This is a genomic window from Bacillus sp. N12A5, from assembly GCF_026790125.1.
In the GTDB taxonomy this organism is placed as follows: domain Bacteria; phylum Bacillota; class Bacilli; order Bacillales; family Bacillaceae; genus Bacillus.
In genome coordinates this window covers 1-23229 of the sequence record NZ_JALAMR010000007.1, presented here as the reverse complement: position 1 = coordinate 23229, position 23229 = coordinate 1, and the positions used below count along the sequence as shown (strand labels likewise).

Below are 23229 nucleotides of genomic sequence, written 5' to 3'. Positions count from 1 at the left end.
GTTATCATTATGAAATGATAATCATTTTCAATTACTTAGGAAGGTGAGACGGTATGCCTCAAACCGAACAGATACATCAGCATTCAGCACTGCGGGACATCATACGCAGCAGAAGATCAATTCGAAAATTTAAACAGGAGCCAGTTCCTTCAGCAGTCATTCTTGACATGCTTGAAACGGCAAAATTTGCGCCAAACCATAGAGTGACAGAGCCGTGGAGATTTATTTACGTTTCCAGTGAGACAGGAAAAGCAAACCTGATCAACACATTTGCAGCGTTCTCTAAGAAATCCAAGCCGGATATGACAGAGGAAAAGCTTCAAAGCTTCAAAAACACACTTGGACGCGTCCCGGGCTTTTTGCTTGTCGTGTTTCAGGAAGATGAAAACGAAAGAGCGCGCGACGATGATTTTGCGGCAACCAGCTCATTGATCCAAAACCTTCAGCTTCTTGCCTGGGAAAAAGGAATCGGCATGGTTTGGAAAAGCGGAAAAATCCTTTACGACAAAGAAGTTCATCAAGCCTTTGGTTTACAGGATAATGAACGATTCGCTGCCATCATACAAACGGGCTATCCTGACGAAGCGCCGAAAGTGAAAGAACGCACGCCGATCCGTGAACGCTTCACCGAAATGTAAAAAACCCCCTGTCTCAAACGGAGACAAGGGGTTTTTCATTAACGGGTTTTCTTTTTCGCTCTGTTGTCGGCTGCTTTCGCACGCTCTTGCGCTTCGCGGTCATTCGCATCAGCAAGCTCGCTTGAATATTCTTCGTAAACGCCGTCAGTTTCCCTTTTTAATGCATCGGGAACTTGAGGAAGTTTTTGTTTGTTTTTATCACGGTTTTTGTGGATATGATTTCTGCCCATATCAAATTCCCCCTAAAAAGTGATATCAAACAAACATAGTATCTGGCTTTAAGGGGCTATGTATTCCTACTTCCGCTTAGCAGCTTTTTCCGCTTTTTTAAATTCGCCTGAATAAAGAACTTCCTGCATTTTTTTCAGGTTGGCTCCTTGCTGATGCTTCTCCCTCTTCTTTTCCATAAAAAGGACCTCCTTCAACCATGTTATTCTTAAGGTTGACGCTTCCTTCTGTTTTTATACAGCCAATCGGTTCGTTAGCAGCTGTGAGAGTGCAAATTCAAGATCCGAATAGATAAAACGAAACCCAGAGGTCATCGCTTTTTTTGGGAGAGCGCGCTGTCCTTTGACAATCAGAAGACTCATTTCACCCAATGCTTTTGATAAAAAGAATTCTGGAACAGGGAGCCAGTGCGGACGGTGCTTGACCCGTGCAATCGCTTTTCCGAATGGCTTCATTTCCACAGGGTTGGGTGCGGTGACATTGATTGGACCTGAGATGCGGGCGTTTTCCATCGCGTATCGGATCATCTGGGCCGCATCCTCTACGTGAATCCACGACAGCCACTGTCTGCCCGTTCCGATTGTGCCGCCGGCCAGAAGCTTATAGGGAAGAACCATAAGCGGGAGAGCGCCTTTTTCTCCAAGCATTACGCCAAATCTTGCATAAACTGTCCGGATGCCCATCGCCTCAATGTTCTGTCCTTCCTTTTCCCACAGGTGCGCAGTATGACTGAGAAAATCCTCATCTGACGTTGCAGAATCCTCTGTAAAGGTTTTCTCTAGGCTTGTGCCGTAAATACCCACGGCACTGGCTTGGATCAGTGTCTGCGGCTTCTCCTTCTGTTTATGAATAAGCCGCTGCACTTCACGCGTCGCATTGATACGGCTGGAGAGAATGTGCTGCTTCGTTTTCTCTGTCCAGCGGCCAAAAATCGATTGTCCCGCAAGATTTATCCAGACATCTATCTGAGGAAGCTCCTGCTCCGGCGCGGCTCCATCTGTTAGCCATTGGACATATGTCATATTTTTTTGTTCAGTTTCCCTTGCGTTTCTTGATAAAATATAAACATGGTGTCCTTGGCGGGTAAGAACGCCTGTCAGATGCTGGCCGAGAAAGCCGGATCCGCCCGTTATTGCGATATTCATGAACATCTCTCCTCATCGTTCTGGTAAATATACTTTACCTCATTTTCATAAAAGAAAACGCGTTTCAGGCCTGAGAAGGGAGATAAAGATGCCGTTTATTACAAAAATATCAACGCAAAAAAAGAATACGGAACGCTTCAATATTTTTCTCGATGATAAATACGCCTTCAGCGTGGACGCGGATGTGCTCGTGAAATTTGAGCTCAAAAAGGGAAAAGAGCTTGATGACCTTGACATCATTGAGATTCAATACGGCGATGAAGTAAAGAAAGGCTTCAACCGTGCGCTTGAATTTTTATCCTACCGAATGAGGTCAACAAAAGAGGTCAAGGATCACCTAAAGAAAAAAGAAACCCCGGCGCCCGTCATTGCAGAAGTCATCCATAAGCTCAACGACTATAAGTACCTAAACGACCAGGAATTTGCCGCAGCCTACGTCAGCACCCACAAAAAAACGAACGGAAAAGGCCCTGACGTTTTGTTTAGAGAGCTGAGAGCGAAGGGAATTGACGACGATACAATTAAGGACGCGCTAAGTTCCTTTTCCTTTGAAGATCAGATAAGAGAAGCGGTCAAGCACGTTGAAAAGCTTCTCAAAAAAGATAAAAAGCTTTCGACGAAAGAACTTAAACAGCGCGCCCAGTTGCAGCTTCAGCGCAAGGGCTACTCATTTGATGTCATCAGCGCGGCGCTTGAGCAGATTGAATATGAAAATGATGAAGACACAGAGAAAGAGGCGCTTCGCCTTCACGCTGAAAAGGCGTTTAGAAAATACCGCTATGACGGCTCATATGAAAGCGCCATGAAAGTGAAACAATTTTTATTCCGCAAAGGATTCTCACTCGATTTAATCGAGCAATTTCTGCAGGAAGAGGAGTAGCTAAAAATGGAAAAACGATACAGTCAAATGACAACGCACGAACTCAATACCGAAATCGCATCACTTTCTGAAAAAGCAAGAAAAGCGGAACAGCATGGAATCATAAACGAACTGGCAGTGCTCGAACGGAAAATTACGATGGCAAAAGCATATTTACTGAACCCGGAAGATTACTCACCGGGAGAAACATATCGTGTGGAAGACACTGAGGACGAGTTTACCATCAGTTATTTAAATGGCGTTTTCGCATGGGGATACAGGACCTCTTCCCCTCAGCAAGAGGAAGCGCTGCCAATTTCAGTATTGAAAGAAAAAGAATAAAGCGTAACAGGAGGCTGATTATCAGCCTCTTTTTTTGTGCAGCACATTTACACGAAATCTTAAAGAAAAAATCATTGAATTCACTCCAAAAATCTTTTAAGATGAAACTCGTTGTTTTTTAAAACTAAAGGAGGCGATGACGTTGAGTATCAAAAACCCATCTGTAAAATTCATTATATTTGTTCTTATGATTTGTACATTTTCAATCGGCTATACAGAATACGCGGTGATGGGTATTTTGACGTCGATTGCCAATGACTTTCATATACAGGTTTCATCTGCGGGTCTTCTCGTCACGGCTTATGCGGCAAGCGTTTGTTTGACAGGACCGATCGTCACCATCATTTCCGTCAAGCTTCCGAGAAAGCCTGTGCTTCTTGGGCTGATGGCGGTTTTTATCCTTTCCAACCTGATGAGTGCGCTCGCGCCTAATTTTGCAGTATTGGCCATATCAAGAATTTTATCTGCGTCCATTCACGGCGCTTTCTTCGCGATTGCCATGGTATTTGCCAGTGAAATGGTTCCGCCTGAAAAGCGTGCCGCTGCCGCTGCATCAATGAATGGCGGGCTGACAGTGGCTCTGATGCTTGGGGTGCCATTCGGCTCTTATCTCGGAGATGTCCTGAATTGGAGAGCTGTATTTTCTATCATTACCGCCCTAGGTGTCATCGGATTCTTAGGCCTTATGGCTGCCGTGCCGAACAGAAAACCAAAAGTGATCCCGATGCTTATGAATGAATGGGGAGTATTTAAACACAAACAAGTGCTGTATTCCTTCGCGATTACGATTTTAGGCTATTCTGGCGTCTTTATCGCCTACACCTTTATCGAGCCGATCTTGAGGCATTCAGCCGGATTCAGCACGGTTGGCATTACAGGCGCCCTCTTTGCGTATGGCTTGGGGGGCGTTGCAGGGAATTTCTTTGCTGGAAAAGTGCCGCTGCCTTTGCTGACTCGGACGATGATCGGCGTAATGATCGGTTTAATCGGTGTTCTGGCTGTATTTCCTTACATCGCCATTTACCCGGCTGCAGCCATTGTGGCAACGTTCCTATTCGGGGCATGCGCATTCGGCACGCCGCCTCTTCTGCAAACAAAGGTCATTTCCTCATCTGAGGGCGGCACAACCATTGCCGCAGCTGTCAGCGTATCAGCCTTTAACCTTGCCAATGCCCTTGGTGCATGGATCGGCGGAATGATTTTAAACGGAACAGGCTCTTATTCCTGGCTGTTTGCAGGAGGTGCGCTTATGACCGCATGCGGACTTGTGCTTTCTACCTTCTCACACTTATCAGAAAAGAAGAGCGTCTACGAATATCAAGTCAATAAAGGGTAAAAACAGCTGCAGCGCATGCAGCTGTTTTCTTTACCGTTTGCCGGAGGCTCTCATTCTTTCTTGAGGATGCTGATTGATTGATCCGTCAGCACGTTTCGAAGCATAATCGTCCTTTGCTCTCGGTTCGCCCTGAAATTTGTTTTCGTTTTCGTAAGGAAATCCTTTTTCTTTATTCCGGACCATGTCATTTCCCCCTAGGTTCGAGATCAAAAAGTTGCGTCTTTGCAGATGAAGACGTAAGGTTAGTATATGGAGAACAACACGTTTTAAAGCGTCATTTTTTTCCTGAAGAAAGGAGACTGCACATATGAATACGTACATTGAGAAACTGACAAATCTGCTTCTGGAAAAGAACGATATGATCAGCTATATACAGGCAAAGACATGGGTGGAATTGTTATGGAGCGATTTCGAAGCCACCTATGCGAAAGCGGGACACGCCTATCAGGGTGAAAAAATGACCGAAAAAATCGTTTCGCAATGGATTGAAAACTATGGCAGCCAGCTTCACCTTTTCCAAAGCTCCCGTCATGATGTAAATGATTACTTAAACCAAAGCAGAGGCCTTTTGCATTAAAAAACCTGCCGTTAGCATCCGGCAGGTTTTTTGTTTTCTTAAAATGAACTTAACAGAGAGAGAAAAATAAACAAAACGGGTTTCACCCGCCGGTCAATCAGGGAATACCACTTATATCTTGTCAAATGCGAGGAGGAGCTTTATATGAAAAAGAAACAAGTGATGCTCGCTTTCACAGCTGCCGCAGGACTGGGTTTGACAGCACTTCATTCCGCTCCCGCAGCAAAAGCTGCGCCCCTTCACGACATATCTGTCAGCATGCCATCATCCGATTCTTACATCATAAAAGCAGGAAAGCTGAATGTCCGGACAGAGCCAAATCATAAAGGTGAAATTCTTGGCACTGTATCATCAGAACAAAAAGTCACAGTTAATGGATTCGCAAATGCCGATTGGGCTCAAATTCAATTCAAAGGAAAAAAAGCATATATTTCAACACACTTCTTAATGAAAACCGCAAGCCAAGTGAAAACAGTAAAACAGACAGCCTTCTATGCACCGACACCCGAAAACGGAAAAGCCAAACAACTCTCATCCGGAACGGAGGTGACAATACTCGGATGGGGATTCAGTGACAACGGCGGTTTTGACTTTAACTGGGCATTTGTTGATTACGGCGGTGTCCAAGGCTATATTCACACAAAGGATTTACAAATACGATAAAAAGGCAGGCAGAGGCTTGTCTTTTTGCCTGTGGATGAAACATTTCTTCTTTCTGCACGTAACAATGAGAAAGGAGATGATGATATGGCTGGTTTGGTCGGCGGAGGGCTCATGATCATTGCGGGTATACTGATCAAACTGTTTCCTCCTAAATCAATCAACAGTATGTACGGGTACAGAACGAGACGCTCAATGACAGATCATAGATTATGGAATGAAGCGAACCGTTACAGTGCATCATTGATGATCCTTTCAGGGTTGGTGATTGCGGGAACGGGTTTGCTGCTGAGATCAAACTGGATCGTTTTTCAGCTGATCCTGCTGCTTGCCGCCTGTGTCATCACGTTTATGCTAACGGAGAAAAGGCTAAAAAACATGACGCAAAGTCAAGGAGGAGATATATGTGGACGGAGTTAAATGCCAATTTGTCAAAACAAACGGAATCACGCTCCATGTTGCAGCCGCAGGGCCGGAGGATGGCCCGTTAATCGTCCTGCTTCACGGGTTTCCTGAGTTTTGGTACGGCTGGAAAAATCAAATCAAACCGCTTGCCGACGCTGGTTACCGGGTCATTGCTCCTGATCAGCGAGGCTACAATCTCAGTGACAAACCGGACGGTATTGAGGCATATCGGATTGATACATTAAGAGATGATATCATTGGCATTATTACGCAATTCACAGAGCGAAAAGCGATTGTCATCGGTCATGACTGGGGAGGTGCTGTCGCATGGCATTTGGCTTCCACACGACCGGAATATCTAGAAAAACTGATTGCCATCAACATCCCGCACCCGCACATCATGAAATCCGTAACACCGGTTTATCCGCCGCAATGGCTGAAAAGCTCGTATATCGCTTACTTCCAGCTGCCCGATATACCGGAGGCATCGCTAAAGGAAAATGATTATGAAACATTAGATAAAGCGATTGGATTATCGGACCGTCCAGAGCTTTTTTCTTCTGAGGATGTCAGCAGGTACAAAGAAGCGTGGCGACAGCCGGGCGCACTGACTGCTATGCTGAACTGGTACAGAGCCCTCAGAAAGGGAAGCCTTGCAGAGAAAACCCCTTACGAAACAGTACCTTACCGGATGATCTGGGGAATGGAAGACCGCTTTTTAAGCAGAAAGCTGGCGAAAGAAACGGAAAGGCATTGCCCGAATGGACATCTCATTTTTGTAGATGAAGCCTCCCATTGGATTAACCACGAAAAACCAGCCATCGTCAATCAGCTGATTATGGACTATCTTACAAAGTAATGAGTCGGGATTCTTTCGATCCGTCTGCCATAATGGCAGACTTTTTCTGTGCGTTTTTTTCATAGTCTGTTTTAAACATGACAAAATAACAATAAAAATCATGAATGTCACCTGAAAAATGTAACAAAAAACAGGTTTAAACGACTTTAAAAAAAGGAATAGCCTTACTGAAGATTTGTGCAAAAACTCCCCTAAGGCAATGCTTAAAAAGAATAATAAAAAGAAGGTGCCTTAATGAAGCAAGGATTAATCTCAATTATTATCCCGTCTTACAATGAAGGGTATAATGTCAAGCTCATTCATGAATCTTTGAAAAAGGAATTTAAGAGCATTCATTATGATTATGAAATTTTCTTCATAAACGACGGAAGTGTTGATGACACGCTTCAGCAGATCAAAGACTTGGCCGCCGTATGCAGCCGGGTAAAATACATATCTTTTTCTCGAAACTTCGGAAAAGAAGCCGCGATTCTGGCAGGCTTTGAGCATGCCCAAGGCGAGGCGGTTATTGTAATGGACGCCGATCTGCAGCATCCGACCTATTTGCTGAAGGATTTTATTAAAGGCTATGAAGAAGGCTATGATCAAGTCATTGCCCAAAGGAACAGAAAAGGGGACAGCCCTGTCCGCTCACTCTTGTCCTCTCTGTATTACAAGTTCATCAATAAAGCGGTGGAGGTTGATTTGCGTGACGGTGTCGGGGACTTTCGGCTGTTGAGCCGCCAAGCCGTGAACGCCCTTTTGAAGCTGAGCGAAGGCAACCGCTTCTCAAAAGGTTTGTTTTGCTGGATCGGCTTCGATCAGAAAATTGTGTTTTATGAAAATGTCGAACGAAAAAACGGCACATCCAAATGGTCGTTCAGCAGCCTGTTTAACTACGGGATGGACGGCGTTGTATCATTTAATCATAAACCGCTGAGAATTTGCTTTTATACCGGCATTTTCATTTTGCTGCTTTCCATCATTTATATCATTACTACATTTGTTAAAATTTTGACAAACGGCATTTCTGTGCCAGGATATTTCACTATCATCTCAGCTGTGTTATTTCTCGGCGGAGTACAGCTGTTAAGCCTCGGAATCATAGGGGAATATATTGGCCGAATCTATTATGAAACAAAAAAACGCCCGCATTATTTGATTAAAGAAGCGAATATCCCGAACAAAGACATGCCTGAAACGAACGAATTGAAAAGCGTGCGGCGTCTGACAAAAATGCACTGAAATCACCAATACCATTGGCAGTGCTTTTTTTGCGTGTCTACTACCATCTCAAAAGCAAGACTGGAGAATGTATATGAAAAGAAAATATGTCATGATCTATGCGGCCAGTCTGCTGGTCTCCATTCTGGCACATGCTTTTTTTGTGAAAGAATGGGCGGACGGCAGATATATGACAGGTCCGGGTGACGGGCTTGCGCAAATGATCGTATTTAAACAATTATTATTTGACCAATATTCACACGGGAATTTTTTCTACAATTACTCATTCGGACTTGGCGGCGGCACATTCAGTCAGCTTGGCTATTATTTTTCTGCTTCCTTTCTTTTTCTTGCGGTCTCTGCCGCCGTCTGGCTTCTTCAAGCCGTACAGCTGATTGGAGAAGCGGATACGCTTTTTTGGGCAGAGTCAGCTGTTTTTATCAGCATTTTCAAACTGAGCGTGATCATCTTTACGGCCGCTTCAGTTTTTCACTACCTTCTCAAACATAGAGCAGCGTCGTTTACGGGGGCCGTGTTATACGGTGTGTCGATCATTTATTTCCGCCACGAAGCGTATTGGGAATTCTTTACCGATACTATGATTTGGCTTCCTCTGCTTGTGCTCGGAGCAGAAAAAATCATGAGAGAGCGGCGTCCGGCATGGTTTATCGTTGCGTGCTCGCTGACGTTAATCAACAATTTTTACTTTGCATACATAAACCTCATATTCATCGGAATCTACGTGCTGTTCAGGTGGCTGATCAGACTGGAGGAACATGAAGAGAAAAGATGGATTCAATGCAGAATGTTTTTGGTTTCGGGCATCGTTTCCTTTGGCATCAGTGCGGCTGCGTTTGTGCCGGTGGTATACGGTTATTTAAACAACCTGCGCCCTCCGTACAGCCAAAAAATAGAGTGGTTCAATTTCGATGATAATATCTTATTTTCGAGCCGGATCATCATTTTGCCGGCTGCCTTTCTGCTGTTTTTGTTTATTGTGACGTTTTACAAAAACCGCGTGTTTCGACTCTTTGCCGGATTGAGCCTGCTGTTTATTCTGTTTCATTTCAGCCCGTATGCAGCAAGTGTGTTTAACGGCTTTTCCGCCCCGCAAAACAGGTTTGAATATGTTCTGGCCTTTACGATCGCCGGTGCGGCAGCGGCGGGCCTGTCACAGCTTGCCAAGCTCAAGCGCAAAGAACTGCTCCCGGCCGCCGCTCTTGTTCTGCTTCTTTACTTGTATCATATCCAACGGTATGAGCTGGATCTATGGAAGCCTGCGAATGAAAGCATTCTATTGCTTTTATTCCTGACAATCGCTGCCTTGTTTGCTGCGGCTTTTGCGAAGAAATGGGCAACGGTGGCTGTGTACGGTGTGATCATTCTATCCTCTCTCTTTGTCGCCAACACCTATCAAAAGCACGCACTCTCTGAAGGTGGCGGCCTGGACAGTGTGACAAGGGCATATCTCACAGGTGAGGAATACAGAGGACAAGAATCAGCTGAACTTATCAGGCGTTTACAGAGGGAAGACGATGATCCGCTCATGAGAATCGACTGGATGAACGGGGTTCGCAATAATACGCCAATCATTTACGGATTCAATGGTTTCAGTGCCTATTCCAGCATTTTAAACAAAGATTTGCTGAGCTTCTATTGGAATGAGTTGAGCATCGATATGGGGAGGGAAAGCGTCAGCCGTTATGCGTCATTGGGAGACAGGGCGAATTTGTACAGCCTGCTTTACGGCAAATACTATATGACGGAAAAAACAAACGAAGCCAGCGTCCCGTACGGCTTCAAAAAGTATTTGGAATCGGAGCATTATGTCGTTTATGAAAATCAATACATGCTTCCTTTCGTCAAATCAGCCGATGCCATATACAGCGAAAGCGAGCTGGACAAAATGCCCGCACTTTCGAAAGAACAGGCAATGCTGAAAGGGATTGTAATAGCAGATCCATCGGGAAAAACGGAGCAGGCACCAAAACTGACCAATCTTCTTCCTGAATCTGACATCACCGCAAAACATGCCCAGTATCAAAATGGACTGTTTACCGTAACTGGAGAAAGCGGAGGAGAACTAATGATCACTCCGAAACAGGCGTCATCCGCTCCGGGAGACTACTATGTCAGCTTTTATTTGAAAAGCAAAGCAAAAGACAAAGGATTTACGTTAAAGGTAAATGATTATGTCACGACGAGGAAATCAAACCAATCGATTTATAAAACCGGAGTAAATGATATCACGATCAGAGTGCCTAAATCAGGCGCTATCTCAATCAAACTTCCGAAAGGAACGTATGAGCTGAGAAACATAGCGCTTTATGAAGAAAACTATCAAACGCTGAATAGCGCAGTACTGCAAAATAAGACAGAGAAAGCAGACGACCTGAAATGGGATAAAAATAAGCTGACGTTTGCATATCGCCTTCCGAAAAATGAGTACATCATGCTACCGATCCCCTATGAAAAAGGCTGGGAGCTGAAGGTCAACGGGAAACCGCAGACGATCGAAAAAGCAGATTATGCTTTTATAGGCTTCAAAGCGCAAAAGGGAGACAATCACATTGAACTGACCTACTATCCGCCATACTTCAAAATATCGGCGCTCATATCTTTCGTCAGTCTGCTGCTTGCTGTTTTATATATAAGACGAAAAAAAGCCCGGCTCTAAATAGAGCCGAGCTTTAGTTTTTTCTGAAGCTTTTCTTCGCTGAATATCCATCCCGTATAAGAAGATCGAATTTTGAGGTCATGGCCGATATGAACGATAGCCACAAACGGATAATGGCCTTTGCTCCGATAACGAAGGTCAATAAACCTCACCTCATAATGATCTTTAAACGTATCCACTTCCCACCGGTAAACCGGAGAAAACGACAGAAACGCCGCGATGTTATCATCCTGTTTTGCCGCTTGCATCACTTCGGTTTCAGGAACTGGCACGCGGTTAAACGTATCCAGAATCACCACATGTCCTTCCATGCTTCTTCCTACATAAAAAGCATGGGCTGTCGTCACGGCGATCCGCCATTGTCTGAATTTCATCGTTGGGGAAATAATAATGCTTTCGATCTCATCATGAATCATCTCATGTAGCTTCCGTTTAATTCTCAGCTGCATGATCAGGCGCACCAAATAATAGCCTGCCAATATGATATATAAGCTGAGAAATGTGATGCCGGGACTGCCGCCTGCATACCAAACCGCAATCGCCGCCAGATGGCTGATAAAAATAAACGGATCAAACGTATTAATCAGGCCGAGCGCAACCCATTTTTTCGAAAACGGACGTATCGCTTGCGTTCCGTACGCGTTGAAAATATCAACAAAGACATGCAGCACGACTGCCAGCAGTGTCCACAGCCACAGGTGCAGAAAATCGGCCTGCGGATAAAATATATACAGAATGGCCGGGATGATGACAGACCAAAATAAAACGGCGGGAATTGAATGGGTAAATCCTCTATGATTTCTTATATAAACCGCATTATTTTTAAGCTTTAACACAGTATCAATATCCGGAGCCTGAGAGCCCGCAAGCGTTGCGATCATAACAGCGTGAGCCATTGCCGGATCTGATCCGACTACAGGATCAAGCGTTGCAATACCGCCCAGTGCGATGCCCATGACGACATGTGTGCCTGTATCCATAGGTGACCTCCTTGCAGGATTGTCCTGCACATTCACTTTTGTAAGATATTCCCCATTTTCATATACCCAATTTTTAAATCGATTCAATCGTTCTCATATGTTTCCGCTTTTTCTTTACTTCTATTTAATGTAACATATTATCGTACTGTGCCCTTAGTGTACAACAAAAAACAGTCGAAAGAAAAGCGGGGCGCGAAAGACTGGGGAGAAACATATATGAACGTACTTGAAGACAAATTAAAACAAAAAGACATACAGCAATTTCGCGATGATTTAATCTCATGGTTCGAACGGGAGCAGCGCATGCTGCCGTGGAGAGAGGACCAAGATCCATATAAAGTGTGGGTATCTGAAGTGATGCTGCAGCAAACGAGAGTAGAGACGGTGATTCCATACTTTCTGCGGTTTGTGGAACAGTTCCCAACAGTGGAAGCGCTCGCTGATGCTGATGAAGAAAAAGTGCTGAAAGCATGGGAGGGGCTCGGCTATTATTCCCGAGTCAGAAATCTGCAAAGTGCGGTAAAAGAAGTGAAACACGAGTACGGCGGCATTGTTCCATCAGAAGAGAAAGCGTTTGGCGGCTTAAAAGGCGTCGGCCCTTATACAAAGGGAGCTGTGCTCAGCATCGCCTATAATAAACCGATTCCTGCGGTTGACGGAAATGTGATGCGTGTCATGTCCAGGATTCTTTCCATTTGGGACGATATTGCCAAGCCAAAAACAAGAACGATCTTTGAAGAAGCAGTCCGTGCATTCATCTCCAAAGAAAAACCATCTGAATTCAATCAAGGCCTGATGGAGCTTGGAGCCTTGATCTGCACGCCGAAATCGCCTTCATGCCTATTATGTCCAGTTCAGCGGCATTGCTCGGCATTTGATGAAGGCACTGAACGGGAACTTCCGGTAAAAAGCAAAAAGAAAAAGCCCGGAATCAAAACAATGGCCGCAATCGTGCTGACTGATGAAGACGGACAAGTGTATATACACAAACGGCCGTCAAAAGGTTTGCTTGCCAACCTGTGGGAATTCCCTAATCTTGAAACGCAAAAAGGGATTAAGACCGAGCGCGAACAGCTCGCTGCATTTTTAGAAAACGAATGCGGGATACAAGCTGATATTAGTGATCTGCAAGGTGTAGTAGAGCACGTTTTCACCCACCTGGTATGGAATATTTCTGTGTTTTTCGGTAAAGTAAAACAAGTGTCGGATACCGTTGAGCTGAAAAAAGTAACGAAAGAAGAGCTCGAACAATTTGCGTTCCCGGTGTCACATCAAAAAATCTGGAAGATGGCAGTGGAAGCAGCCGCATACTCGGCTGCTCCGTAAGAACGTCTTAATCGTAAGTGACGCGCGTGCCGTGGCTGTAGTCCGCTTCATTGCGCTTCATGCCGCCGCGCGCTTCAATTTCTTGCGTTAATTCCCGGTATTTTGATTGGCCTTCTTCGTTCAAATAAGGCATAATTTGCTGAAAGGCATGATGAAAATAGGCGAGTTCACTGTTTTTCCACTCTTTTTTGGAAACCATGTTTAATTCGCTCATATCACGTCCGACATACATAACAGAAGACCCCCTTATAAGTTCTTGCCATTATTGTTTGTGGAAATAAAAGAACTATACGCTACAAGGAGATGAGGAAAAATGGAACAAAATAAATGCGCACTCGTAACAGGAAGCAGCCGAGGTGTCGGAAAAGCAGCTGCGATCAGACTTGCTGAGAACGGCTATAACATCGTCATTAACTATGCACGCAGCAAAAAAGCAGCTTTGGAAACAGCGGAAGAAATCGAAAAGCTTGGCGTCAAAGTGCTTGTCGTAAAAGCAAACGTAGGACAGCCGGCAAAAATCAAAGAAATGTTTCAGCAAATTGATGAAACGTTCGGCAGACTTGATGTTTTTGTCAATAATGCCGCTTCAGGCGTTCTGAGACCTGTCATGGAATTAGAAGAAACACATTGGGACTGGACGATGAACATTAACGCGAAAGCATTGCTTTTCTGCGCTCAGGAAGCAGCCAAGCTAATGGAAAAGAACGGAGGCGGGCATATCGTCAGCATCAGTTCTTTAGGCTCTATCCGCTACCTTGAAAACTACACGACGGTTGGTGTATCAAAAGCGGCGTTAGAAGCATTAACCCGTTATCTTGCAGTGGAACTTTCACCAAAACAAATTATCGTCAATGCCGTTTCAGGCGGAGCGATTGACACAGATGCACTGAAACACTTCCCGAACAGAGAGGATCTGCTTGAGGATGCGCGTCAAAACACGCCGGCGGGACGCATGGTCGAAATTAAAGATATGGTTGATACAGTTGAATTTCTAGTGTCTTCCAAGGCTGACATGATTCGCGGACAGACAATTATCGTTGACGGCGGACGCTCACTGCTCGTTTAAAAATTTTTAAAAAAGAGGAATAGCCATACGGTCACCTGCACATTCTAATGACCGTGGAGGTGATAACAATGGCTAACTCAAACAATTTCAGCAAAACAAACGCACAACAAGTTAGAAAACAAAACCAACAATCAGCTGCTGGTCAAGGTCAATTCGGCACTGAATTTGCTAGCGAAACAAACGTTCAGCAAGTCAGAAAACAAAACCAGCAATCAGCTGCTGGCCAACAAGGTCAATTCGGCACTGAATTCGCTAGTGAAACGAACGTTCAGCAGGTAAGACAGCAAAACCAATCTGCTGAACAAAACAAACAACAAAACAGCTAATCACTGAAACAGAAAAAAGCACTTCATCTTCGGGTGGAAGTGCTTTTTTTCTGTTTGAAAACGACAAAACTTGTGAAAGGTCTACAGAATGAGTCAAAGGGTTTGCTGAATTGGGATCGAAATGAATAAAGGAGGAAACGTTTATACTTTCACCGGGCTAAGGAGGAACCGATGACGGAATTTGAAAAGCTGGTAAGCGAACAAATGAAAACGATGGATAAGCTTCTCGATCTCCAATCAGAGCTCGACCGCTGCAAACAAATTGAAGCAGAACTCCGGCATTTGGAAAGGGATGCAAGGCTGCACGATATTCGGGTTGAAATTGCGGTAAAACGGAAACACCTTGCCGATATTCAAGATATGTTTCAAAAGCAGACAGAGCAGGTGATTCGTTCTTATCGCAGCTCAGAAAAGCCGTCTTCCTTTGTGTAGAGCAGGAATGTGCCATTCCCCGGCCGGAATGGCTCTTTTATTTTCATTTTTCAATTTGTAACGTTATAATAGGTAAAAGACGTTGTCGGTAAGCAAATTTGGACATACTAACTGTAGGGCTTTATAGAAAGTAGGGGAGAAATATGGGCTATCCCAAGGAAGGAGAAACCATTCAAATTCACAGCTATAAGCATAACGGGCTGATTCATAGAATTTGGAATGAGACAACAATCTTAAAAAGTACAGAAATGTGTGTCATCGGAGCCAATGACCGGACGATGGTAACCGAATCAGACGGCCGGACATGGATAACGAGAGAGCCCGCAATCTGTTATTTTCACGCAAGACAATGGTTTAATGTCATCGGGATGCTGAGGGAAGACGGGGTTCATTACTATTGCAACATCAGTTCTCCATTTGCCTATGATGGCGAAGCAATTAAATATATTGATTATGACTTGGATGTTAAGGTTTTCCCTGATATGACCTACAATATTCTCGATGAAGACGAATATGACGATCATCGGAAAGCCATGAATTACCCAAAAGAAATCGACAGTATTTTAAGAGACTACTTAAACACGCTGCTCCACTGGATTCACCAGCGGCAGGGGCCGTTTGCGCCCGAGTTTGTCGATATGTGGTATGAACGGTATTTGCGCTATACAAAATAATAGTTACGTAAAAACCTGTTGCGGGGTACAACAGGTTTTTCACATGGGCTCACACACATCATGGTAAAGAGAGAGGGGGAATCAACGTGGGGGTCATGAAACGCTACATGCAATTCGTCAAACCTTATAAGAAGCAAATTTTTATTACAGTATTAATCGGGATCGTAAAATTCTCCATTCCGCTTGCTCTCCCATTGCTTCTGAAGTACGTAGTTGATGACATTATTCAAGGAGGCGGCACGGCCAGTGACAAAACCACGTCATTGTTCACCATTATGGCGATCATGTTCGCCTTATTTTTAATTTTGCGCCCGCCTGTTGAATATTATCGTCAATATTTTGCCCAGTGGACAGCCAGCAAGGTGCTTTATGATATAAGGGCCAAGCTGTTTGACCATATACAGAAGCTGAGCCTTCGGTTTTATGCGAATACGAGAACAGGGGAAGTTATTTCCCGAGTGATCAATGATGTAGAACAAACAAAGGATTTTGTCATCACGGGTCTGATGAATATATGGCTTGATATGCTGACGATTTTGATTGTGATCTCTATCATGCTGACACTGGATATTAAATTAACACTGATCTCTATCGTTTTATTTCCATTATACGGCATATCGGTGAAGTATTTTTACGGCCGTTTAAGAAAGTTGACAAGAGAGCGCTCGCAGGCGCTCGCTCAAGTACAGGGTCATTTGCACGAGCGCATTCAAGGCATGCCTGTTATCAGAAGCTTTGCGATAGAAGATCATGAACAGGCTCATTTTAATGAGAAAAACAGCCATTTCTTAGATAAAGCCATCCGCCACACGAATTGGAATGCCAAAACCTTTGCGGTCGTCAATACCATAACAGATTTGGCGCCGCTCATCGTGATTGCATGCGCCGGTTATTTTGTCATTAATGGACCGCTGACAGTCGGAACAATGGTCGCGTTTGTCGGATATATTGACAGAATGTACAACCCTGTTAGAAGGCTGATTAATTCGTCTACAACATTGACACAGTCAATTGCATCAATGGACAGGGTGTTTGAATTTATTGACGAGCCGTATGAACTCACTGACAAACCAAATGCCATTAAGGCAGATCAGATCCGCGGAGATGTTGAATTTCAAAACGTTTCATTTCAATATGAGAAGGAAAAAGAAAACATTCTCCATGATGTCTCTTTAAAAGTGAATAGAGGAGAAACTGTAGCTCTCGTCGGCATGAGCGGAGGGGGCAAATCAACACTCGTCAGCCTGATCCCGAGATTTTATGATGTGACAAGCGGCAGATTGCTGATTGACGGGACAGATATTCGCGATTATGAAGCGAGAAGCCTTCGCAACCAGGTTGGCATGGTGCTTCAGGATACCTTTTTATTCAGTGAGACGATTCGGGAAAATATCGCAATCGGCAAACCTGATGCCACTCTTGAAGAGATTATGGAAGCTGCCAAAGCTGCCAATGCCCATGAATTTATTATGAGTTTTCCTGAAGGGTATGAGACCCGGGTGGGAGAAAGAGGCGTTAAGCTGTCAGGCGGGCAAAAGCAGCGAATCTCAATTGCGAGGGTATTTCTGAAAAATCCGCCGCTCCTCATTTTAGATGAAGCGACATCAGCTCTTGATTTGGAAAGCGAGCATTACATTCAAGAAGCGATGGACAAACTGGCGAAGGACAGAACAACTTTTGTTGTTGCCCACCGCTTATCGACCATCACACATGCGGATAAGATTGTTGTCATGGAAAACGGCACAATCATCGAAATCGGAACCCATGATGAGCTCATGGACTATGACAGCCAGTACAAGCACTTATTTACCATTCAAAATTTGAACTGAACTTGAATCTTATATCCTTTCAACAAGGGTATAAGATTTTTTTGTATATAAAAAAGCCCGGCTCTGTAACCGGGTTACTCTTCTGTTTCTATTTCGCAGTCTTTCGGATGATACGTTTGAAAACTTGTGATAAGTGTTTCTAAATGTTCAAGCTGCTCGCGGTATTCTACTGCACTTGCCATAATATTGAGCATGTTGTAATCAATAAGCTCATCATCCGTGTTCTGCTGGTTTTTTAAAAATGATTTTGTTAAAAGCTGCTTATATCGAATGCCTTCTTCAACTGCGTCATCATGCGGCTTGATTTTGCCGACAAATCGCATCAAAATCCGTTCATGCCAGTGAAGCAGGTAATCAAGTTCTTCAGTCAGTGTTTCCTGAAACTCTTCCGGCATATGATAGATGTCGTTTTCCAGACGATGCAGCTTCTTAAGTGTATCAAGCGCTCGGTTTGCAGTAATGATTGCCTGTCTGAACAGGACAAGCTTTCGTGATTTTACATAAGTCGTTTTCTTAAAGTAACTTCTTTCTTCTTTATATAGAAGATAAGTCTGATCAAGTTTGATCATTTTTTCTTTCAGTTTTTCAATATCCTCTTTCAAAATCGAATGCTCTGTTGACTGCCGCATGCTTAGCCTGATCCACTTCATAATTTCTTCTGTGTTTTCGACTGTATTATGAATCAGCTTTGTTTCGTACTTAGGAGGCAAAAACACAAGGTTAACGATAAAGGAAGAAAGCACCCCTAAGATGACTGTGCTTGTTCTGATCAGCGCGAACATTAAAAAGTCGTCGCCGGCAGATTCTAATATCGCAATGACTGTTACAAGAGCAATTGAAATGGTATGTTCAATTTTAAGTTTCAGCATGATTGTAATGACAATAACTGCTGTCAACCCGATCATAATCGGGCTGGGTCCAAAAATAAGGCCGAACACTGTGGCAATCACAGCTCCGATGATATTTGCCTGAACCTGATCAATAATAATGAGAAAAGAGCGGTAAATCGACGGCTGGATCGCAAATATCGCTGCAATCCCAGCGAAAATCGGCGCGGGAAGCCCAATCCACGAAGCCAAATAAAGGGCAAGTGTAATCGCAATCCCAGTTTTGAAAATGCGGGCACCAAGTTTCATTAGTTTGTGCGTGCATTCCTTTCTATAGTAAATTGTGTGACATAGCAAATGGCTAATCCTTAAAATTCCCGGTCAGTTTATTTGCTAAACAATTAAGTAATATACAGGGATCGATACAAATATTCAAGCTATTTTTCAAGAAAATGACCAAAATCTTACACGATGTTAGAAGCAATAAAAAAACAGGAGCTCAATGCTCCTGTCAAAGGTGTCTGATTCTAGTTTTTAAGATGTTTAAAAGCATCCTCAACCGCTGCAAGCGTGTCTTTTATATCCTGCTCTGTATGTGCTGTTGTAATAAACCAGGCCTCATATTTAGAAGGTGCTAAATTAATTCCGCGTTCCAGCATCAGCTTGAAAAACGTAGCGAATGTTTCTCCGTCACTCCGTTCAGCCTGCTCATAATTTTCAACTTTCTCATCAGAGAAATAAACCGTAAGTGCACCCTTTAACCGGTTAACCGTAATTGTGATGCCGTGTGTTTCCGCGTGCTGTAAAATGCCCTCCTCCAGCATTGCGCCTAGATGATCAAGCTTTTCATACACGCCTTCCTCTTTGAGTACTTCCAGACAAGCGATGCCTGATAGGATGGAAGCTGGATTCCCGGCCATTGTTCCAGCCTGATAAGCCGGTCCAAGCGGAGCTACCTGCTCCATGATTTCTTTTTTACCGCCATAGGCGCCGATCGGAAGTCCGCCGCCGATAATTTTTCCGAGAGCCGTTAAATCCGGTTTCACCTGTAAGAGATCTTGCGCGCCGCCATACATAAAACGGAAAGCCGTAATAACTTCATCGTAAATAACGAGAGCGCCTGCGTTGTGCGTCAATTCATTTACTTTTTCTAAGAAACCTTCTTTCGGCTCAACGATACCGAAGTTGCCGACAATCGGTTCAACGAGAACCGCCGCGATTTCACTGCCCCATTTATCAAGGGCCGCTTTGTAGCTTTCGATATCATTAAATGGAACTGTGATCACTTCGTTTGCGATGCTTTTCGGTACACCGGCTGAGTCTGGTGTGCCGAGAGTTGACGGGCCGGAACCTGCAGCGACAAGAACAAGATCTGAATGTCCGTGATAACAGCCTGCAAATTTAATGATTTTGGTCCGGCCTGTATATGCGCGAGCCACACGGATAGTCGTCATAACAGCTTCTGTTCCCGAATTGACGAATCTTACTTTGTCCATAGCAGGAATGGCTTCTTTGAGCATCTTAGCAAATGTAACCTCATGTTTCGTTGGGGTACCGTACAATACACCATTCTCTGCTGCTTTTTTAATCGCTTCTGTAATATGCGGGTGGGCATGTCCTGTAATAATTGGACCGTACGCCGCTAAATAATCAATGTATTTGTTGCCGTCCACATCCCAAAAATAAGCGCCCTTTGCTTTTTCCATTGCGACGGGAGAACCGCCGCCGACTGCTTTATATGATCTAGACGGGCTGTTTACACCGCCGACAATGTGCTCTAATGCCTCATTGTGAAGTTCAATTGATTTTGTATGCAAGAATAAAAACCTCCTATATCTCCATGCGTCCCTTCTATTGTAGCATGCTTCTGAACAAGAACAATGGATTCAAACTTAGAATGAAGGGGATAGTTGTAATCTGGACAAGAATTGGATACGCTTAATAAAAACACATCCGGAGGTAACGTAATGACTATTGAAATCGGACAAAAAGCGCCAGATATTGAGTTGAAAGGCGATCATGGGGAAACAGTAACATTATCGGATTATAAAGGTAAGTATATCGTGCTTTACTTTTACCCAAAGGACATGACACCGGGATGCACAACTGAAGCATGCGATTTTCGGGACAGCCACGAAAGCTTCGCTGAACTGGATGCCGTTATTATCGGCGTCAGCCCGGACAGCCAGGAAAAGCACGGGAAATTCAAGGAGAAGCATAACCTTCCATTTCTGCTTCTTGTTGATGATGAACATAAGCTGGCAGAGGCGTTTGACGTATGGAAGCTGAAGAAAAACTTCGGAAAAGAATATATGGGAATTGAGCGCTCCACTTTTTTGATTGACAAAGAAGGCCGGCTCGTAAAAGAATGGAGAAAGGTAAAAGTGAAAGACCATGTCGCTGAAGCCCTACAGACACTCAAAGATATGTCGGAAAAGTAAATTCGTCTGTCATCCTCTTACGGAGTGCTTACTTTTGCCCTAATACCAATTGACAAATTATCGTAAAAAGAGTTACACTAATTATAAACATTACAATGTAAGAATTTTTTTTAGAAGAGAGGTGCATGACGGATGGCTGCACATGAACTAAAAGAAGCCTTAGAAACGTTGAAGGAAACCGGAGTTCGCATTACTCCTCAACGTCATGCGATTCTGGAATATCTCGTTAACTCTATGGCTCATCCAACAGCGGACGATATATATAAAGCTCTGGAAGGGAAATTTCCTAACATGAGCGTAGCGACGGTATATAACAATTTGCGTGTGTTTCGGGAATCCGGTTTGGTGAAAGAGCTCACATACGGCGATGCTTCCAGCAGATTTGATTTTGTCACATCCGATCACTATCACGCGATTTGTGAAAGCTGCGGCAAAATTGTGGACTTCCACTACCCGGGCCTTGACGAAGTTGAACAGCTCGCTGCCCATGTTACGGGTTTTAAAGTAAGCCACCACCGTTTAGAAATTTACGGCGTCTGCCAAGAGTGTTCGAAAAAAGAAAACCATTAAAAATAAGCTGACCGCACGAAAACGGTCAGCTTATTTTATTTGGAGATTTTCTTTTTATTATATGACTCATCAAATTCTTTTCCTTCTAAGTCTTTATCTAAAGTCAAAGGCTCCCTGCAATGCATGCACATATCTACTCTTCCTAAAACCTTTGTCTCTTTTTCGCAGCCCGGACATATGACGCGGACCGCTTTGGTCGAAAGCATTCCAATCCAAAAGTAAACAACCGTGCTGAGTCCGATGGATAAAAGCCCAAGTATCATAAACAAACTGGAAAGCAAAACCGACTCTTTGAAAAAGATCCCGATGTACATAATGATAAACCCAACGAAAACCAAACTTAACGCAAATGTTCTGATTTTATTAATTTTGCTGGAGTATTTCGCCATGTCCATCCCCCTCTGATTTAACTATAGCACAAAGCCGATGGGATTTTCTTCATGTTTTCGGTTGAACTGGAATTTACATATGGAGACTTACTGTGAAATTGTTTATAATAGTTCAATGTGTTTAGAAAAAAGGAATTTCGTTTTAACCATAGAATTGAATCAAATAGAGAATAAAAAAATTTTGAACAATTGCATTGGAGGAATAGTGATGGATAATCTTCTCCGTCCAATTTACCAAGAAAGAGCAAGTCATCCCAATACACTGGCTGTCATAATGATTGAGAGAAGAAACAAAACATCTTCCTTAACAGATAATTTTGATGCCGCTTTGCTGGTGATTGTAAAGGAGGCTGACGAGCCTGTTTTTATAAAGCATTATGAATTTGACCAAAAAACAGCTTCTTTGCATGTGGTAACAGATTCTCAGATTCAAGAATGGATTTTGCTCGGGACAAATAGAAGAATCATAGATTGGATTGTAAACGGAAAAGTCATGTTTGATCGCAATGAATACATTGCTGAGCTGATTGACAGGCTGAATACATTTCCGTTTGCTGAACGCAAACTGAAGATCGGACTCGAATACGGAAAATTAATCAGAAGATATGTTGAAGGAAAAGCTTTTTTTGAAGCCAATCAATTTTTAGATGCCTACAACGCAGTTGTTCATGCGCTGCATCATTTAGCGCGTATTGAAGTAATCGACAGAGGATTCCATCCGGAAACTACGGTATGGAGCCAAGTGCGCCAGATGGAGCCACAAGTGTACAAATTATATTCCGAGCTCATCGAAAGTCACGAGAGCTTGGGAAAAAGACTCGAATTATTATTCTTAGCAAATGATTTTCTTATTCATTCCAAAGCCGAGATCGGTTCGGCACATCTTTTCGAAGTTATGAAAGAAAAAGACATTTGGCAATTCGGTGAGCTTCTTCAGCATCCTGACCTAGAGCACTTTACCCAAGACCTTGGCGTTATGCTTGATTACCTGACGGAAAAGGGACTTATCAACGTCAGTCAGATGGAAACGAAAGGACAGGCTGTCTATCACCGAGGATATTCTTTTAAAAAAGATGTTGACTCTGATTCTTGACCGTGTTATATTATTAAACGTCGCTGATGCGCTTACGAAAAAATGAGCTCACAGCGGCGGAGAAATAAATTAAAAAAACATTTGACAAAAGAAAGTCGAAATGTTATATTAATAAAGTCGCTTCGACAAGAAGTGAAAATGATCTTTGAAAACTAAACAAGACAAAACGTACCTGTTAATTCATTTTTTATAAATCGCACAGCGATGTGCATAGTCAGTCAAACTACTTTATCGGAGAGTTTGATCCTGGCTCAGGACGAACGCTGGCGGCGTGCCTAATACATGCAAGTCGAGCGGACAGATGGGAGCTTGCTCCCTGATGTTAGCGGCGGACGGGTGAGTAACAC

28 protein-coding genes and 1 rRNA gene are annotated in these 23229 nt (G+C 43.7%); 20 read left to right on the top strand and 9 right to left on the bottom strand.

What is annotated here, in order from left to right; translation table 11 throughout:
- The first annotated feature begins 53 nt into the window (after positions 1 to 53).
- Positions 54 to 638: a nitroreductase family protein gene (locus MOC09_RS08180; RefSeq protein WP_268370157.1), complete on the top strand. Its 585-nt coding sequence runs from the start codon at positions 54 to 56 to the stop codon at positions 636 to 638.
- Between the two features lie 38 nt (positions 639 to 676).
- Here MOC09_RS08180 and MOC09_RS08175 read toward each other — a convergent pair whose 3' ends face one another.
- The 3 genes from MOC09_RS08175 to MOC09_RS08165 all read right to left on the bottom strand — a co-directional run bounded on the left by MOC09_RS08175 (position 677) and on the right by MOC09_RS08165 (position 2011).
- On the bottom strand, positions 677 to 868 hold the full coding sequence (locus tag MOC09_RS08175; RefSeq protein ID WP_087992610.1) for a YfhD family protein: 192 nt from the start codon (positions 866 to 868) through the stop codon (positions 677 to 679).
- A gap of 66 nt (positions 869 to 934) precedes the next feature.
- Positions 935 to 1045: a YfhE family protein gene (locus tag MOC09_RS08170; protein WP_003223230.1), complete on the bottom strand. Its 111-nt coding sequence runs from the start codon at positions 1043 to 1045 to the stop codon at positions 935 to 937.
- A gap of 54 nt (positions 1046 to 1099) precedes the next feature.
- Entirely contained in the window at positions 1100 to 2011 is a 912-nt protein-coding gene (locus tag MOC09_RS08165) for a TIGR01777 family oxidoreductase (RefSeq protein ID WP_268357837.1), read from the bottom strand.
- Positions 2012 to 2099: 88 nt separating this feature from the next.
- Between MOC09_RS08165 and recX the strand changes: the two genes are divergently transcribed.
- The 3 genes from recX (at position 2100) to MOC09_RS08150 (ending at position 4548) form a co-directional block, all read left to right on the top strand.
- The gene (recX, locus tag MOC09_RS08160) at positions 2100 to 2891 is read left to right on the top strand and encodes a recombination regulator RecX (RefSeq protein ID WP_268357835.1); all 792 of its coding nucleotides are present in this window, start codon (positions 2100 to 2102) and stop codon (positions 2889 to 2891) included.
- A gap of 6 nt (positions 2892 to 2897) precedes the next feature.
- Entirely contained in the window at positions 2898 to 3212 is a 315-nt protein-coding gene (locus tag MOC09_RS08155) for a YfhH family protein (protein ID WP_268357833.1), read from the top strand.
- A gap of 142 nt (positions 3213 to 3354) precedes the next feature.
- The gene (locus MOC09_RS08150; protein ID WP_268367258.1) at positions 3355 to 4548 is read left to right on the top strand and encodes an MFS transporter; all 1194 of its coding nucleotides are present in this window, start codon (positions 3355 to 3357) and stop codon (positions 4546 to 4548) included.
- Positions 4549 to 4578: 30 nt separating this feature from the next.
- On the opposite strand, the gene MOC09_RS08145 is transcribed toward MOC09_RS08150, so the two are convergent.
- Positions 4579 to 4731 (bottom strand): small, acid-soluble spore protein K, encoded by a 153-nt coding sequence (locus MOC09_RS08145; RefSeq protein WP_003223241.1) that lies wholly within the window; start codon positions 4729 to 4731, stop codon positions 4579 to 4581.
- 124 nt (positions 4732 to 4855) lie between these two features.
- Here MOC09_RS08145 and MOC09_RS08140 point away from each other — a divergent pair, with 124 nt between their 5' ends.
- The 6 genes from MOC09_RS08140 (at position 4856) to MOC09_RS08115 (ending at position 10929) form a co-directional block, all read left to right on the top strand.
- Positions 4856 to 5125, top strand: a complete 270-nt coding sequence (locus MOC09_RS08140) for a YfhJ family protein (RefSeq protein ID WP_268357830.1) — start codon at positions 4856 to 4858, stop codon at positions 5123 to 5125.
- A 144-nt stretch (positions 5126 to 5269) separates the two neighbouring features.
- Positions 5270 to 5788: an SH3 domain-containing protein gene (locus MOC09_RS08135; RefSeq protein ID WP_268357829.1), complete on the top strand. Its 519-nt coding sequence runs from the start codon at positions 5270 to 5272 to the stop codon at positions 5786 to 5788.
- Positions 5789 to 5872: 84 nt separating this feature from the next.
- On the top strand, positions 5873 to 6205 hold the full coding sequence (locus MOC09_RS08130; protein WP_268370155.1) for an SdpI family protein: 333 nt from the start codon (positions 5873 to 5875) through the stop codon (positions 6203 to 6205).
- Positions 6192 to 7049: an alpha/beta fold hydrolase gene (locus MOC09_RS08125; RefSeq protein WP_268357827.1), complete on the top strand. Its 858-nt coding sequence runs from the start codon at positions 6192 to 6194 to the stop codon at positions 7047 to 7049. The genes MOC09_RS08130 and MOC09_RS08125 overlap by 14 nt, the downstream gene beginning before the upstream one ends.
- A gap of 234 nt (positions 7050 to 7283) precedes the next feature.
- Positions 7284 to 8273, top strand: a complete 990-nt coding sequence (locus tag MOC09_RS08120) for a glycosyltransferase family 2 protein (RefSeq protein WP_268360262.1) — start codon at positions 7284 to 7286, stop codon at positions 8271 to 8273.
- 73 nt (positions 8274 to 8346) lie between these two features.
- On the top strand, positions 8347 to 10929 hold the full coding sequence (locus MOC09_RS08115; RefSeq protein ID WP_268370153.1) for a YfhO family protein: 2583 nt from the start codon (positions 8347 to 8349) through the stop codon (positions 10927 to 10929).
- Here MOC09_RS08115 and MOC09_RS08110 read toward each other — a convergent pair.
- Positions 10926 to 11909 (bottom strand): metal-dependent hydrolase, encoded by a 984-nt coding sequence (locus tag MOC09_RS08110; RefSeq protein WP_268360260.1) that lies wholly within the window; start codon positions 11907 to 11909, stop codon positions 10926 to 10928. The genes MOC09_RS08115 and MOC09_RS08110 overlap by 4 nt on opposite strands.
- 216 nt (positions 11910 to 12125) lie before the next feature.
- Here MOC09_RS08110 and mutY point away from each other — a divergent pair, with 216 nt between their 5' ends.
- Positions 12126 to 13235, top strand: a complete 1110-nt coding sequence (mutY, locus tag MOC09_RS08105) for an A/G-specific adenine glycosylase (protein WP_268360259.1) — start codon at positions 12126 to 12128, stop codon at positions 13233 to 13235.
- A 7-nt stretch (positions 13236 to 13242) separates the two neighbouring features.
- On the opposite strand, the gene MOC09_RS08100 is transcribed toward mutY, so the two are convergent.
- On the bottom strand, positions 13243 to 13467 hold the full coding sequence (locus tag MOC09_RS08100) for a hypothetical protein (protein ID WP_268360258.1): 225 nt from the start codon (positions 13465 to 13467) through the stop codon (positions 13243 to 13245).
- Between the two features lie 81 nt (positions 13468 to 13548).
- On the opposite strand from MOC09_RS08100, the gene fabL reads away from it, so the two are divergent.
- From fabL to MOC09_RS08075, 5 genes are all read left to right on the top strand, one after another.
- Positions 13549 to 14301 carry an enoyl-[acyl-carrier-protein] reductase FabL gene (gene fabL / locus MOC09_RS08095; RefSeq protein WP_003223262.1) on the top strand — a complete coding sequence of 251 codons (753 nt, stop codon included), beginning with the start codon at positions 13549 to 13551 and terminating at the stop codon, positions 14299 to 14301.
- Between the two features lie 68 nt (positions 14302 to 14369).
- Positions 14370 to 14627 carry a gamma type acid-soluble spore protein SspE gene (gene sspE, locus MOC09_RS08090; RefSeq protein ID WP_268367259.1) on the top strand — a complete coding sequence of 86 codons (258 nt, stop codon included), beginning with the start codon at positions 14370 to 14372 and terminating at the stop codon, positions 14625 to 14627.
- A gap of 171 nt (positions 14628 to 14798) precedes the next feature.
- Complete coding sequence (locus MOC09_RS08085) at positions 14799 to 15059, top strand: YgaB family protein (protein WP_268360256.1); 261 nt, start codon at positions 14799 to 14801, stop codon at positions 15057 to 15059.
- 143 nt (positions 15060 to 15202) lie between these two features.
- The gene (locus tag MOC09_RS08080) at positions 15203 to 15733 is read left to right on the top strand and encodes a DUF402 domain-containing protein (protein ID WP_003223272.1); all 531 of its coding nucleotides are present in this window, start codon (positions 15203 to 15205) and stop codon (positions 15731 to 15733) included.
- Between the two features lie 86 nt (positions 15734 to 15819).
- Positions 15820 to 17562 (top strand): ABC transporter ATP-binding protein, encoded by a 1743-nt coding sequence (locus MOC09_RS08075; RefSeq protein ID WP_268370151.1) that lies wholly within the window; start codon positions 15820 to 15822, stop codon positions 17560 to 17562.
- A gap of 74 nt (positions 17563 to 17636) precedes the next feature.
- Here the strand turns inward: MOC09_RS08075 and MOC09_RS08070 are convergent, their stop codons facing one another.
- Both MOC09_RS08070 and MOC09_RS08065 read right to left on the bottom strand, forming a co-directional pair.
- Complete coding sequence (locus MOC09_RS08070) at positions 17637 to 18698, bottom strand: aromatic acid exporter family protein (protein WP_268360253.1); 1062 nt, start codon at positions 18696 to 18698, stop codon at positions 17637 to 17639.
- 218 nt (positions 18699 to 18916) lie between these two features.
- On the bottom strand, positions 18917 to 20206 hold the full coding sequence (locus MOC09_RS08065; protein ID WP_268370149.1) for a glutamate-1-semialdehyde 2,1-aminomutase: 1290 nt from the start codon (positions 20204 to 20206) through the stop codon (positions 18917 to 18919).
- A 150-nt stretch (positions 20207 to 20356) separates the two neighbouring features.
- Here MOC09_RS08065 and bcp point away from each other — a divergent pair, with 150 nt between their 5' ends.
- Positions 20357 to 20830 carry a thioredoxin-dependent thiol peroxidase gene (bcp, locus tag MOC09_RS08060; protein ID WP_268360251.1) on the top strand — a complete coding sequence of 158 codons (474 nt, stop codon included), beginning with the start codon at positions 20357 to 20359 and terminating at the stop codon, positions 20828 to 20830.
- Positions 20831 to 20962: 132 nt separating this feature from the next.
- A complete protein-coding gene (perR, locus tag MOC09_RS08055) occupies positions 20963 to 21400 on the top strand; it encodes a peroxide-responsive transcriptional repressor PerR (RefSeq protein WP_010333472.1) in 438 nt (145 codons plus the stop codon).
- Between the two features lie 35 nt (positions 21401 to 21435).
- Here perR and MOC09_RS08050 read toward each other — a convergent pair whose 3' ends face one another.
- The gene (locus MOC09_RS08050) at positions 21436 to 21789 is read right to left on the bottom strand and encodes a YgzB family protein (protein WP_268360250.1); all 354 of its coding nucleotides are present in this window, start codon (positions 21787 to 21789) and stop codon (positions 21436 to 21438) included.
- Between the two features lie 208 nt (positions 21790 to 21997).
- On the opposite strand from MOC09_RS08050, the gene MOC09_RS08045 reads away from it, so the two are divergent.
- Positions 21998 to 22882, top strand: a complete 885-nt coding sequence (locus MOC09_RS08045; RefSeq protein WP_268360249.1) for a nucleotidyltransferase-like protein — start codon at positions 21998 to 22000, stop codon at positions 22880 to 22882.
- Positions 22883 to 23110: 228 nt separating this feature from the next.
- A 16S ribosomal RNA gene (locus tag MOC09_RS08040) occupies positions 23111 to 23229 on the top strand; the annotation flags it as partial.

Bases quoted from the DNA above. Each gene is read 5' to 3' on its own strand.
- MOC09_RS08180 (WP_268370157.1), top strand. From the start codon at position 54: ATGCCTCAAACCGAACAGATACATCAGCATTCAGCACTGCGGGACATC.
- MOC09_RS08175 (WP_087992610.1), bottom strand. From the start codon at position 868: ATGGGCAGAAATCATATCCACAAAAACCGTGATAAAAACAAACAAAAA.
- MOC09_RS08170 (WP_003223230.1), bottom strand. From the start codon at position 1,045: ATGGAAAAGAAGAGGGAGAAGCATCAGCAAGGAGCCAACCTGAAAAAA.
- MOC09_RS08165 (WP_268357837.1), bottom strand. From the start codon at position 2,011: ATGAATATCGCAATAACGGGCGGATCCGGCTTTCTCGGCCAGCATCTG.
- recX (WP_268357835.1), top strand. From the start codon at position 2,100: ATGCCGTTTATTACAAAAATATCAACGCAAAAAAAGAATACGGAACGC.
- MOC09_RS08155 (WP_268357833.1), top strand. From the start codon at position 2,898: ATGGAAAAACGATACAGTCAAATGACAACGCACGAACTCAATACCGAA.
- MOC09_RS08145 (WP_003223241.1), bottom strand. From the start codon at position 4,731: ATGGTCCGGAATAAAGAAAAAGGATTTCCTTACGAAAACGAAAACAAA.
- MOC09_RS08140 (WP_268357830.1), top strand. From the start codon at position 4,856: ATGAATACGTACATTGAGAAACTGACAAATCTGCTTCTGGAAAAGAAC.
- MOC09_RS08135 (WP_268357829.1), top strand. From the start codon at position 5,270: ATGAAAAAGAAACAAGTGATGCTCGCTTTCACAGCTGCCGCAGGACTG.
- MOC09_RS08130 (WP_268370155.1), top strand. From the start codon at position 5,873: ATGGCTGGTTTGGTCGGCGGAGGGCTCATGATCATTGCGGGTATACTG.
- MOC09_RS08120 (WP_268360262.1), top strand. From the start codon at position 7,284: ATGAAGCAAGGATTAATCTCAATTATTATCCCGTCTTACAATGAAGGG.
- MOC09_RS08115 (WP_268370153.1), top strand. From the start codon at position 8,347: ATGAAAAGAAAATATGTCATGATCTATGCGGCCAGTCTGCTGGTCTCC.
- MOC09_RS08110 (WP_268360260.1), bottom strand. From the start codon at position 11,909: ATGGATACAGGCACACATGTCGTCATGGGCATCGCACTGGGCGGTATT.
- mutY (WP_268360259.1), top strand. From the start codon at position 12,126: ATGAACGTACTTGAAGACAAATTAAAACAAAAAGACATACAGCAATTT.
- MOC09_RS08100 (WP_268360258.1), bottom strand. From the start codon at position 13,467: ATGTATGTCGGACGTGATATGAGCGAATTAAACATGGTTTCCAAAAAA.
- fabL (WP_003223262.1), top strand. From the start codon at position 13,549: ATGGAACAAAATAAATGCGCACTCGTAACAGGAAGCAGCCGAGGTGTC.
- sspE (WP_268367259.1), top strand. From the start codon at position 14,370: ATGGCTAACTCAAACAATTTCAGCAAAACAAACGCACAACAAGTTAGA.
- MOC09_RS08085 (WP_268360256.1), top strand. From the start codon at position 14,799: ATGACGGAATTTGAAAAGCTGGTAAGCGAACAAATGAAAACGATGGAT.
- MOC09_RS08080 (WP_003223272.1), top strand. From the start codon at position 15,203: ATGGGCTATCCCAAGGAAGGAGAAACCATTCAAATTCACAGCTATAAG.
- MOC09_RS08070 (WP_268360253.1), bottom strand. From the start codon at position 18,698: ATGAAACTTGGTGCCCGCATTTTCAAAACTGGGATTGCGATTACACTT.
- bcp (WP_268360251.1), top strand. From the start codon at position 20,357: ATGACTATTGAAATCGGACAAAAAGCGCCAGATATTGAGTTGAAAGGC.
- perR (WP_010333472.1), top strand. From the start codon at position 20,963: ATGGCTGCACATGAACTAAAAGAAGCCTTAGAAACGTTGAAGGAAACC.
- MOC09_RS08050 (WP_268360250.1), bottom strand. From the start codon at position 21,789: ATGGCGAAATACTCCAGCAAAATTAATAAAATCAGAACATTTGCGTTA.
- MOC09_RS08045 (WP_268360249.1), top strand. From the start codon at position 21,998: ATGGATAATCTTCTCCGTCCAATTTACCAAGAAAGAGCAAGTCATCCC.